This is a genomic window from Vibrio sp. 10N.286.51.E5, assembly GCF_041469125.1.
Taxonomy (GTDB): domain Bacteria; phylum Pseudomonadota; class Gammaproteobacteria; order Enterobacterales; family Vibrionaceae; genus Vibrio; species Vibrio crassostreae_C.
This window is the reverse complement of sequence record NZ_JBFRJZ010000032.1, coordinates 1-12859: the sequence shown is the minus strand read 5'-3', so window position 1 is coordinate 12859 and position 12859 is coordinate 1. Positions and strand designations below refer to the sequence as shown.

7 protein-coding genes and 2 pseudogenes are annotated in these 12859 nt (G+C 45.0%); 5 read left to right on the top strand and 4 right to left on the bottom strand.

All coding sequences use genetic code 11. The annotated features are described in order from the left end of the window. Positions 1–201: 201 nt before the first annotated feature. Together AB4161_RS12615 and AB4161_RS12610 are read right to left on the bottom strand one after the other, a co-directional pair. On the bottom strand, positions 202–3300 hold the full coding sequence (locus tag AB4161_RS12615) for an efflux RND transporter permease subunit (protein ID WP_372083407.1): 3099 nt from the start codon (positions 3298–3300) through the stop codon (positions 202–204). An 8-nt stretch (positions 3301–3308) separates the two neighbouring features. Continuing rightward, positions 3309–4433, bottom strand: a complete 1125-nt coding sequence (locus AB4161_RS12610; protein WP_372083406.1) for an efflux RND transporter periplasmic adaptor subunit — start codon at positions 4431–4433, stop codon at positions 3309–3311. Between the two features lie 200 nt (positions 4434–4633). Here AB4161_RS12610 and AB4161_RS12605 point away from each other — a divergent pair, with 200 nt between their 5' ends. Then, the gene (locus AB4161_RS12605) at positions 4634–5248 is read left to right on the top strand and encodes a TetR/AcrR family transcriptional regulator (protein ID WP_371713174.1); all 615 of its coding nucleotides are present in this window, start codon (positions 4634–4636) and stop codon (positions 5246–5248) included. A 93-nt stretch (positions 5249–5341) separates the two neighbouring features. Here AB4161_RS12605 and AB4161_RS12600 read toward each other — a convergent pair whose 3' ends face one another. Next, entirely contained in the window at positions 5342–5860 is a 519-nt protein-coding gene (locus AB4161_RS12600) for a lipocalin family protein (protein WP_017060193.1), read from the bottom strand. Positions 5861–6180: 320 nt separating this feature from the next. On the opposite strand from AB4161_RS12600, the gene AB4161_RS12595 reads away from it, so the two are divergent. Next, the gene (locus AB4161_RS12595) at positions 6181–7929 is read left to right on the top strand and encodes an amidohydrolase (RefSeq protein ID WP_372083405.1); all 1749 of its coding nucleotides are present in this window, start codon (positions 6181–6183) and stop codon (positions 7927–7929) included. A gap of 99 nt (positions 7930–8028) precedes the next feature. Here AB4161_RS12595 and AB4161_RS12590 read toward each other — a convergent pair whose 3' ends face one another. Continuing rightward, a complete protein-coding gene (locus tag AB4161_RS12590; protein WP_372083404.1) occupies positions 8029–8517 on the bottom strand; it encodes a hypothetical protein in 489 nt (162 codons plus the stop codon). A 267-nt stretch (positions 8518–8784) separates the two neighbouring features. Here AB4161_RS12590 and AB4161_RS12585 point away from each other — a divergent pair. From AB4161_RS12585 to AB4161_RS12575, 3 genes and pseudogenes are all read left to right on the top strand, one after another. Next, positions 8785–10021, top strand: a pseudogene (locus tag AB4161_RS12585) (amidohydrolase family protein). A gap of 157 nt (positions 10022–10178) precedes the next feature. Continuing rightward, a pseudogene (locus AB4161_RS12580) lies at positions 10179–11429 on the top strand (lipase family alpha/beta hydrolase). Positions 11430–11994: 565 nt separating this feature from the next. Beyond that, entirely contained in the window at positions 11995–12744 is a 750-nt protein-coding gene (locus AB4161_RS12575) for a hypothetical protein (protein ID WP_372083403.1), read from the top strand. Positions 12745–12859: the final 115 nt, after the last annotated feature.

Here is a 12859-nt window from a genome sequence, read left to right as displayed (position 1 = left end):
TTTAGAAAAGATATTGCTCCAATCAGAAACCCATTAGATATTCGAATAACACACTACTTTTCATTCGCAATAATATCAGTGAGGTGCCGAAAAATAGTGTTAAAGATCGACCTGAAAAGCCGATTTGATGAGTATTTTTATCTGTTTTAAGTGGGTATTACTCCCCTCAAAGGAGAGGAGTAATCGTCCTTAAGAGAGGGATTATGCTGTTGCTATGACGACTTTCTTACGCTGGTTTTTAGTCATTAAATGATAAACCACAGGCACAAAGTAGAAAGAAATAAGCGTGGTTAATACCGTTCCGCCAACAATCGCGACCGCGAACGGAGGCCAGAAACCGCCACCAGCAATAATCAACGGCATAAAGCCGCCAACGGTTGTAATCGTGGTCGAGCTGATATGACGAGTACACGACATCACTGCCTCAACGACCGCATCCACATTGCCTGATGAGGCTTGCTTATCGAGTTTCAATTCCGTCAGAATCACGATGGCAGCGTTAATCGCTAAGCCCGCAATCCCAAGCATGGCGATGATCACCGTAAAACCAAACGGATAACCGAAGATCCATACCGACAACAGCCCTAGCCCACCAGCCAGTCCTGCTACCATGAAGATGATGCTACTCATTCGGAACGAGTTAAACGACATCACCACCACCAAAACCATCAATACCACCACGACAGCGACATTCGAGATAAGGCTGTTGACTGAATTGTCACGCTCAGCCGATTCACCACCAAAACCAATCGTATAACCCGATGGCATCTCATAGCTTTCCAATCGTTTTTGGAACTCATTAAGCACGGTTTGAGGCAAGACACCCGCTTCAATGTAACCCTCAATGGTATTGATACGCTGCCCGTTACGACGAGTAATCGCACCACGACTGGTAGTCAGTTCAAGTTCAGCCAAAGTCGACACATTGATGCCCGTTGAGTAGACATCAGAACTGATCGGCAAACGAATATTGCTTAAGTGCGCCAAGTTTTCACGCGCATCATCCGCAACACGAACACGGATTGGCACCGATTCACTGCCCTCAATCACAGAGCCACTTTCACGGCCTGTAAGCGTAGTTTGCAGCATGCCAGCAAACTGATTGAGTGAGATGCCGTTAAGTTTCGCGGTGTCTTCATCGACCTTCAACCACACCTTAGGCGTACCTGGCTGCAATGTTTCTCGCGTATGAGTCACATGAGGCACACCTGCCAGAATCAAGCGTACATCTTCACCAATCGCTTTTAACGTATCGAGGTTTTCACCATAAACACGCAGCTCAACTGGCGCAGTAAATGGAGGCCCTTGATTAAGCTTTCGCACCAAGATTTGTGCTTCCGGCACCTCGTTATCTAACACCTTTTGCAACTCAGGAATCAGCGCATTGGCTTGGTCAAAGTTCTCTGTTTTCACCATGGCTTGCGAGAAGTAAGGCGCATTATTTTGCCTTGCCTGCAAGTTGTAATAGAAAGATGGGAAGTTTGCGCCCACCAGCCAATCGATACGTTCTACTTCAGGATAACGATGAATGATATCGTCGATTTTTTCAGAGGTATTCTTGGTCGCATAAATGCTCGCTTGCGGCGGCATGTACACCTGAATCTCAAACATGTCTCGATCTGATGGTGGGAAGAATTGCTCAGTCAGCTGAGACATACTCCAATAACCAGTAAACGGTACCAACAACACCAGAGCAATCGTGATGATTGGATGCGTCACACCAAAACGGACAGAAGACGAGAACCAACGCGTCAAAGCCGGAATTCTCAAACCGGTCATGTACCAATGGTGCTGACCTTTCTTATCAACATCACTGAGCTGTTTCGGCAGTAACTTAGTCGCCAAGCCCGCAATTAGGGTATGTGAAATAATGTAAGAACCGATCAGTGAGAAAGACACAGTAATCGCAATACCACCGACAAACTCACCCGATGCACCCGGCATCAAAATAATCGGGGCAAACGCCAACACGGTAGTTAAGGTTGAGCCTAATAACGGCACCCACAAGTGCTTCAACGCATTCATGGTCGCTTCCGCTCTGTGTTGCCCTTTCAAGCGATATGCCTGAATAGTATCGACCATCACCACCGCGTTATCGACCATGATCCCCAGTGCTACAATTAGGCCTGTCACCGACATTTGGTTAATCGGTACACCGGTCATTTTCATGATCGACAGGGTCAACAATGAGGTTAACGGCAGAGAAATTGCCACTAAGATCGCGGCACGCACACCTAAAGTGACAAATAGAACAATCAAAATCAGACCGAAACCGATCATCAAGCTCTTGCCTAAATCGTCTAAGCGAGTCTCGGTATAACCTTGCTGATTAAATAGTACAGTCACCTTAACGTTACTTGGTAACTCTTGCTCAAACTTGCTAATCAGCGCGTTGGCTCGAGACGTCCAGTTATCAACACGCAGATCAGGGTGCATTCTTGCCGCGACAATGACTCCCGGCTCACCATCAATAATGGCAATTTGGTCTTGTGGTTTTTTTTCACCACGTTTCACAGAAGCAATATCTTCCATACGGATGATGTGGCCATTACTGTCGGTGGCAATTGGGACTTGCTTGATGCGTTCAATGGAATCAAGTTCTGATTCAATCTCTAAACCAAAACGTGAATACGCACTGACCAGTTCACCCGCCGAGTTCTTAGCATCTGCCCCTTCTAACGATTCGGCGATATTGGCACTTGAACGCCCTAATGCAGCGGCATCGGCCGTACGTAAACTGATTTGAATCTCTTCTTGCGGCATACCGTATTCATCAACGAATTCGGTACCCGACAACGTTCGTAACCGCTTGGCGAGCTCTTTGGCATAACGCCCGAGAGTTAAACGGTCAGGCTCACCTGCGCCAGACCAAGTCAGAGATGCGATGGTCGTGAAAGCATAGGTATGGTCACTGTCGAGATCGGGAGAATGCGCACCCGCAGGTAAAGTGGATTCGATATCAGATAGCTTGTCACGCGCTTGCGACCAGACGGGTTCGGGCTCAGTGATGGTGTCATTAAGCTCTAGCGTGACAATCGACACGCTCGGCCTAGAGGTTGAGCTCACGAGTTTAACTTCACTCAGCTCACGCAACTTATTCTCGATTACCTCAGTCACCAAGGTTTCAACACGCTCGGCACTGGCTCCGGGGAAACTGGTAGTAATGTTCGCGTAACGGTTGATGATTACTGGATCTTCTGCACGTGGCAACGTCATGAACGCAGAAATACCACTCACCATCAGCAGTGCGGTCATTAAGATAAGCAGTCGAGTGTTGGAAATAGTCTCTATGATTTTCATGCTATTTCCTATTCAGCAGTAACGCTAGCTGGCTTTACGGTTTGTCCTGGCACTAAACGATGTAAGCCACTGGCAATCACTTGTTCACCGTCTTCAATCGCACCACTCACGTACGCTTGTTGATTGTTAGCAAACAACACTTGAACACTTCTACGTTCAACCTTGTTGCCATCGCCAATCACAAAGATATTCCACACACCGCGCAAGCCATCAATCAAACCCGTTAATGGCACCCAGTAACCTTGCTCATCAATCTGTTCATCAAATTTAAGGTACGCAAGTTGACCTTCTAAAACAGACGCTTGTTCGGGGAAAAGATAACGTAAGCCGACACTGCGGGATTGCGTGTCGACCATGGCTCCCGGATTCAACAGCTCCACGGCATAATCTGTACGTCCAACTCGAATGTTAGGGGAAGAAAGTGAGGTGACTTTTTGCATTTGGTGAGCAGGAATACCGATGAAGGCTTCTTTGCCTTCCGATGCCAGCAATGTAAGAGTTGGATTGCCGACATTGACCACATCGCCGAGCGATACAAAACGCGTTGCGATGGTGCCCGAATACGGCGCAAGAATCGTCGATTTAACCAATTTTAGGTCGTTACCTTTTACCGAGGCGTCAATGCGCAGTAAGTTAGCCTGTAACACACGTTGCTCACTGGTTAGTGAATCAATCTCCGCTTCGGCACTGAAGCCTTTCGCTTTCAATGAACGTTGACGTTTTAGGTTCGCCGCAACAAGGCTCAGTTGAGCTTTCACTTCTTCTGCTTGCGCTTTTAGCTGGCTCGATTCAGTCTGTAACAGTTGAGTGTCTAATCGAATAAGGGGTTGACCTTCGGTTACTGTGTCACCGACATCAACCAGAATCTCATTCACTTTACCTGCCAGCTCGAAACCTAAATTAGCTTGCTGACCTGCCTTAACCACACCAACATATTCACGCAGCACTGCATACGATGGAGAGCTTTCCAAAGCGACAGTTTCTACCGTTAAGACTGTCGACGCTGCACTATTCGATTCCGCTGCAGCATTATCTGCATCGGATGCTGTCTCGGCTTGTGTATTTTCACCACATCCAACAAGAAAAGCCGATAGAGACAACGCCACCGCACTTCCTTTCATCAATTTATACATACTTCCTGTTCCTATGCGGTACTCAATCCTATTCTTTTTTCAGACTAACCAAACCAAACTAGACTGTCTAGTTTGATTATGTTAAAAATAAGTTTCATCGTTAATGATTGATAAAACCATCACAAAAAGCATAATGCTTAACGCAGAACGAAATGCATTGAACTGAGCAACACCAAGTACCAAGCAATGAGAAACAGCACGTGACTAAAATCATCAAGAGTGAACAGAAGAGATCGCAGATCTTAACCGCAGCAAGCCAGCTTTTCTCTGAGCATGGCTTCAAGATCAATATGGATCAGATAGCGAAAGCGGCGAACGTTTCCAAGCAAACGGTCTACTCTCACTTTAAAAATAAAGACGAACTTTTCGAAACCTGCATGCAAACCAAGTGTGCAGAGCGCGAACTTAGCCCTGCTGCCTTTGATATGAATGCGGCGGTGGGTGATGAGTTGGTGAAATTTGGTGTGAAGTTTCAGGATTTGTTACTTGATGAACAGTCTCGACAAACCTTTCAGAACGCGGTGAGTCAATCCAACACGCACCCAGAAATTGCCTCTATTTATTTAGAAACAGGGCCACAGAAGACCACTAAGTTACTCGCTGATTACTTGCAGACAAAGATAGAGTCTGGCGACTTAACGCTCTCTTCTACAAGCTCGCCAATCATAGCGGCACGTCAACTGTTGCTGATGTTTCATGGTAAGTCGGCGTATTGGTCGTTCTTCGGCCACAATAGCGGCGAGTCAGAAGAAGAAAGGCTTCACTACACTCGCGAATGTGTCGCGCTATTCTTGAACGGCAACCAGCCTCGCTAGGTTGAGCTCTATCGTTAAATAAAAATGAAAAAGGCACAGAGATATTCATCTTCTGGGCCTTATCAACGACTCACACAAATAACAGCGATTCGTTTATTGGGTATGTTCCACAACGATCAGCTCGTCGGTATTGAAGCCACGCTCTTTCGACATGGCTTTAAACTTCTCCATCACTTCTGGTGCGACTTCAGGCGTTCTTGCGAGTAGCCATAAGTAATCAGTGTCGGGCCCAGAAACAAACGCGTATTGGTAGCCCTCTTTGTCTAATTCAAACACGACATAAGCGCCGTAGAAAGGGCCAAAGAAAGACACTTTCAAATAGCCTTGTTCAGAGCCCTCAACGAAGTACGCTTTTCCTTCCGCTTCGTTCCACTCACCTTCTTCCGCCGAATAACCACGGTTAATCACCTTCACGCCGCCATCATCACGAAGGCTGTATTCAGCGCTGATGTTGTCTAAGCCACGCTCAAACGAGTGATCCAAACGAGCCACTTCGTACCATTTCCCTAGGTATCGTTCCAACTCAAACTGTTGAACAGGCTTTACCGTTTCGGGCATGCCAACACAACCACCCAATAAGATCACGCTAAGCAGCAATAATATTTTTTTCATCCTAACCTCGACTTGTTTTTATTAGTAATGCGAGTAAGTCTCTTGAAAACATAAACTTACATCCTTGGTAATACGTTAAATCCATTTTTATAGCTCACTTAACTGTAATTTATTCAGAACCTTATGTGAATTGTTTAGTCTGCGAATGGATTCGCAATCCTTTATTGACGAGCTGTATTCCCACAACCACCTCAAAAGGCACTGGAATTACATTCAAACAAGAGAGCAACCAAGGACACTTTATTATTAAAAATTCACGATATGATTCTCGCCACTCGCTTTCTATACTTATTAAACAGTGGAACATGGAAGACATAATAATGAACAAAAAGCTCACTCTGCCACGCACTGCATGGATAGCATTACTCGCAAGCTTAACTGCCGCAGCGCCGGTTCTTGCACAAGCCAACACCGTTGTCCAAGCGCAAACAGCAGTTCAAACACAAACAGCAGTTCAAAGCCAAAGTGCAGACCAGATATTTACCAATGCAGATATATACGGGCATCGTGAGTCGGACTCGATCGTTACCCACAAAGGCAAGATCATCTTCATCGGTAACCAATCACAGGCGCAAACTTTTCAAGGGCAAAGTACTGATGTTATCGACTTAGAAAATGCCTTTGTCCTTCCGGGGTTCATTGACAACCATAACCATGTGTTTGAAGCCGCCTCAGAGCTGGGTGGAAATTGTGAACTCGACTCTGAAGCAACATTAGAAGAGCAAACCCCCTACCTAGAAGCGTGTAAGATCAATGCTGATACCGATGGCAGAGGTTGGCTAATGGGTTATGGTTTTTCTTTGGAAGCGACGCTCGATAGTGACTCTGACTACACCCCACTAGAGATCATCGACAGTATTTTTCCAGATCGCCCTGTGGTGATCATGGAGCAGACTTCACACTCAATGTGGGTCAACTCAAAGGCTCTGAAAATCGCCCGAATCAGCCAGCAATCGCCAGATCCACAAGGTGGCGCTTATTTAAAAGACCAAGACAGCGGCAAACTCAATGGCATCTTATTAGACAATGCTGGCGATCAAGTGATGGAGATGGCTTGGAACAGCCAAAGCGAACTGTTTGAGCAAAGCTACCAAGGGTTAATGTTCGGGCTTGAGGAAGCGGCAGCCCACGGCATCACTACCATTGGCGACGGTCGCATGTATTGGAAACGAGGTTGGTATGACGTTTGGCTAGAGGCCGAGCAAAATCAAGACTTAACGGCGCGTGTTTCGCTACGCCCTTGGGTGTACCCATCGATGGCAATGCCTTCTCAATTAGAAGTCTTTGAGAAGATGTATTCCGACGATAAAAGCCGTCTGTTACTTGTCGAACAGGTGAAAATGTACAGCGACGGCATCTTTATCAACGGCACCGCCAAAACGCTCGCACCCTACTTAGATACTTATCTTCCCCAGTCTCCTAATGGCTTGAACTATATTCCGCCGGAACAAATGAAAGAGTGGCTAACTGCGCTCGAAAAAATAGGTTTTAGCGCCCACATTCATGCCATTGGTGATGGAGCGGTTCGTGAATCTCTTGATGCAATAGAAAGTATTCGCAAACAAGGCTCAACCAAACCCTACACCCTAACCCATGTCGAATTAATCAATGATGAAGATGTGCCACGCTTTCGCCAATTAGACGTAACCGCAGATTTCCAAGTTGGCTCTGATTACGTTGCAAGGCATCAACACCAATGGGCTGAAGCTTTCCTAGGTGCTCACCGTGCTAAAGCCATGATGAACCTCGATGCAATACTCAAGACCGACGCGAATATCACCTTAAGCAGTGACTGGAACGTACACGACATCAACCCTTTAGTCGGCATCGCAAACAGCTTAATCATGGGCCAAACCGGCCTAACCGATATCTACACAGCCATCGACGCTTACACGCTCAATGCCGCCAAAAGTCTTGGAATTGAAGATGTAACAGGTTCTATTGAGGTAGGCAAATCCGCTGACTTCGCCATTCTCGACCGCGACATCACCACAGTATCAGCAAGACAAATCGCTAAGACTCAAGTGTTGATGACGGTGTTACGCGGGGATGTGGTTTACGAAAAATAAAGCCAATTCGCGTATCGAATTGGTTATCGCAACTCAAACGAAAACGAGCCAGCTTATTCAGCTGGCTCGTCAGTTATTCACATCTGTATTTTAGTTCTGTTACGCGTTGGTCTCTTTTAGTGCTTTCTCTGTTGAATCTTGTTTGTCATCAAGTGCAAAGTAGATCTTCGATACAATCACTTCAGCAACCAGAATCGTAAATACCACCGCGAAGAACGCTACCGCGCCGCCCCAAGGGCCTGTAAAGCTCACCTTCTCGCCGAACAAGAGGTTAATTGCTTCTAGCATCACAAACTTAGAACCCACCAAAATAATATAAGTGGTGATTGCTCGATAAACCTTAGGTGCTGTGCCTGGCTTGCTTTTGAAGTGCTCAGCAATTTTATGTTCTAAACCAATAGAGAGCTTCAGTAATAGCTGCAACAACAACGCTGCAATCAAAGAGATCGTGAAAGACTCAATGTTCACAAAGTCCCAGTACTCATCGAAGAAGTTAAGTACGACCAAGTCCACCAGCACGGCTAATGTGTAACCTACGAATAGACGTTGTGGTGTGTTGAATCCGTAAACTTTGTCTGATTTAGTCATTCTGTCTCTCTCTAATCTAATTTGATAAGTCGCCTTGATTTGAAATACATCTTAGCGTTCGAATCAAAGCAAAACTTACCATTTCATGACATCGCCAACATTCATTCCTCAAATTAATAATTCGACAGAAATCCCCCTTGCCTTTCTTATAGCAATCGCAAAAACACACCCAATTCATCACTGTCACCAAATGGCCATTCTTCAAATGCTGCGCCCCATAAGATGACTCCATCAGCGACACACACTCATTTCCAAAAGGTGCAGATTATGAAAAAACTAATCACTAACGCGAACGTATTTAACGGTGTTGATAACAACTTAATCGAGAACATATCAATCCTCATCGAAGATAACTTGATCACTCAGATTGGAGAGATTGACCCAACGATTGCCGATGAAACGATTGATGCTCAAGGTGGCACGGTCATGTCAGGCCTGATTGATGCGCACGTTCATAACACTTTATCTGCACCATTCAATGTCATTGATACCATGACGCGTGAAGAAGTGGCGATTCGCTCAGCAAAGATTTCTGAAGAGATGTTAATGCGTGGCTTTACCACCATTCGTGATGTAGCAGGTAACACGCTTGGCCTTAAAAACAGCATCGACAACGGCTATGCCACTGGCCCACGTATTCTGCCTTCAATGGCAGCTATCTCACAAACCTGTGGTCACTCCGATTACCGTCAAAACCAAGCACAAGAGCGTTTAGCAAACGGCCATGAAGACTCACCTATGAGGAAGCTTGGCGCAATGAAAGTGGCAGATGGTCGTTCAGAAGTCTTAAAAGCGGTTCGCGAACAGCTATTTATGGGCGCATCCCAAATCAAGATCATGGCGGGTGGTGGCGCATCTTCAACGTTTGATCCGCTAGACACATTGCAGTTCACATCTGAAGAGATGAAAGCTGCGGTTGATGCCGCTTCAGATTACGGCACTTATGTCGCTGCGCCGAGCCGCTGAAGCGGGCGTGATGTCTTTCGAACACGCCACCATCATGGACGACGACATTGCCGAGATAATTAAAGAGAAAGGCATTTGGGTGATTCCTTCTTACTTTACCTCTTCATTGATTGCAGAGCGTAAGATCCCGCTGCCGAATGAGGAGACATACCGCAAGACAGAACGTGTAGGTAAAGCCATGTTCAAATCGGCAGAACTGATTAAGAAATACGACATTCAGAACATTGCTTTTGGTACTGACTGTGTGGGCGAAACCAACGTTCATGCGACACAATTAAATGAACTTGGCGCGATTGAGCAAGTATTCGATACCATCACCGCGCTTCGCATGGCGACATCAAACTGTGGACGTTTGTTCGAGATGTCGACTTATCAACACCCGTACCAAGAAGGCAAACTTGGTCAAGTGGTTGAAGGCGCGTATGCCGACCTATTGATCATCGATGGCAACCCACTGGAAAGTGTTGCTTGTGTCGCAAACACAGAGACACAAAAACTGATCATGAAAGACGGCAAAGTGTACAAAAACACGCTTTAGTGTTCAATATACTCACTAAGTAATGAAACCTCTCAGGCAAGCAAGCGAACTTTATAGTCGTTTGCTTGCCTTTTTATTAAGCGCTGTTTTATTGCTACTATTAAACTCAGGTTATTGATTTATGGATAAATCGGGGTGGGATAAGGATGAAATTAGAATGAAGCTATTACTTACTGCACGCTTAACCAGCACAGTGCTATTACTCAGTTCACTGCTGTCAGGGTGCGGTAACTTTAGAAATCTATCTAATGAGATACAAGCCATCGACTCCATAACCAATCAATACATGGTTACCTTGAATCAACATGCCTCCGGTTCTGCCGTGGTGATTGAACAAATCAAAGACATTAACAAAGGCGAGGTTGATGGCTACGATGGCATCATAGACAGTGACAGTATTCACTTACATGTATCGAATAACAACCACTACCTACTTATCTTTGAAGATAAGAATCAAGACCTTACCCTACAAGCCGATGAAGCTTTCAGTGTAATCAACCTACGTGATCACCAAGACAGATCAACAATAGAAGTCTCACTAACGGTTAATGAGAGTGAAGCCCCAAGAGCGTTTGTTGATCGTTCACTATCTTCACTGTTAAAAATCGAATTGGATTTGATCGACATAGGCACAGTCGTGAGCTTGGAAGCTCCACCTTTTGACAGAAAAAATGGCAAACTCGGCATGTGGCAGCCGCTGACCTTTTTGCTCGAAGATAACGCTGGGCTCTACTTTCTGTCAGAGTTCGACCCAAACAAAATCCCGATCTTGTTTGTGCATGGCATCAACGCCACTGCGTTAGATTTTGCCCCACTGATTGAAAAAGTCGACCAATCTAAATATCAGATCTGGGTCTTTAACTATCCTTCAGGCTTGTCTCTGGCTTTGAACTCCAAAGGCCTGAATAACCTCATGCACACGGTGTTAACGGAATACAAAATCCAACAATTACATGTTGTGGCACATAGTATGGGAGGGCTTGTCGCCACCAACAGTCTTCGCTAGTGCCGTATTGGGCAGCTATGCGATTTTGTAAGCAGCGTAGCCACCATATCTTCGCCGTTTAGTGGTGTCGAGTCTGCTAAACAAGGGGTCGAGTACTCTCCCGTAGTAATGCCGGCATGGGTTGATTTAAATCCAGACGGGAAATTTATCGCTGACTTATTAATTGACAGCAGTAAGATTCACATTCCCCACTTTTTAGCCTTTGGTTGTAACTCGGGCGACCTATTTAATACCAACAGCAACGATAGTGTGATCAATTTATCAAGCCAATTGTCGCGCCCAGCCCAACTCCACGCGTCACAAATCCTCGGCTACAACGAAACCCATTTGAGCATCTTAGATAACGATGACCTTTTTGAAGACCTGTCCGAGTTTTGGTTAAGAGCTGAAGAAGCACATTGATTTATGATTCGGTGCACTAGGCGGCGTAGGTAAATCAGATATTAAAATTGGAACGCTTAGGCATTCCAATCTTTTGGGTGAAGCGTAATGTTTTTCTGAATTGAGAGCATTGATATCCTGTGCGTTCGGGCTGATTTCGAACACCCACCCCCTCTAACTCCCCCTCCAATTAAGTTTATCCCCTTTCTACGAACCACAATGGATTGTAGATACTGATTAAGGGGAGGCTAGGAGGGGATTTTTAGTAGGACTAACACGGATTTGCCCCAAAATCACTTAGACCAAATGCTCTACAACATCTAGGGGCGTGCGTTTGCCCTACTAAATCTAATCAGACGAAAGAAGATAAGATCATGCTCATTTGGAGTGCAATCAGGGTGAAAATCGTATTTCTCGGAATCCGCCGGAGTTATACGGAAACTTTCGGCAATTTCTGAAGCTCATGCCTTAGACACTAGGCTGTGCGGGCTTTCGATTGAACGTGAATATAATTAGCTTTACTATTGATTGCATATAATTACGGAAAAAATCCGTCTATAAAGCGTTATACAAATTAGGAGTTTCGGTGTACAGCACAGAACAAAAATTGGTTGATGAGTTATTTCATACGGCTGAGTGTGGCGAAAACTTGTTCGATCTCGCAATAGCCTCGCTGAATACTCAAATGAATGAGGAGTACGCTGTACTTAAGCGGGAGTTGGATACAGCTGAAAAACGTTACGATGACTGGAAGTCGGATTACGATGCAAAAAACCAAGCTACGGATGAGTACGTTGAATTTAGTATCGATGAGTACCATGACTTGGTTTTAGACTGCCAAGCATCACAAGCTCACAGCGAATACATTTCTGATCAAGTATTTGCTTTAGTGGAAATGCAAGTGATTTACTCATTTAAGCAGTTGGAAATTACGCTTAAGAGCTTGCTATCTTTAGCTTTTGATAACGTTGACAAAAAGTCTTTATTCAATTGGAAATCTTTGAAAAAAGAGTATAACTCAAGAAATGTCAAAATAAGTGAGGCTGATAATTATGTGCCAATTAATCAGTTGCGTGTCGTTAACAATGCTCTGAAGCATTCTTCGAAAATCACTCAAGAAGTAAAAGACTTAGCAATTGTAGAGTTTCGTGACTTAGAGCTATTTGACTATAAATCACTGAACTCTTTTTATCAGCGTATTAAAGGTGACATAAAGATTTTCTTACTTTCAGTAGTTTGTATGCTTGTGAGTTCTCTAGGGTTATCTCACTTACACTGGAGAACCAACCCAAACAGAGATGAGACGTTTGAGTTTGATATGGATATACCGTTTTGAGGTAATGTCTGTCGGAAGACAATATAGTTCGTTCGATTCCAATAAAGTCTGATCATTTACAATAAAGATTGATCGATTTTTGGCTGTATTTAGATACCAGGGCGGGATCGCACTT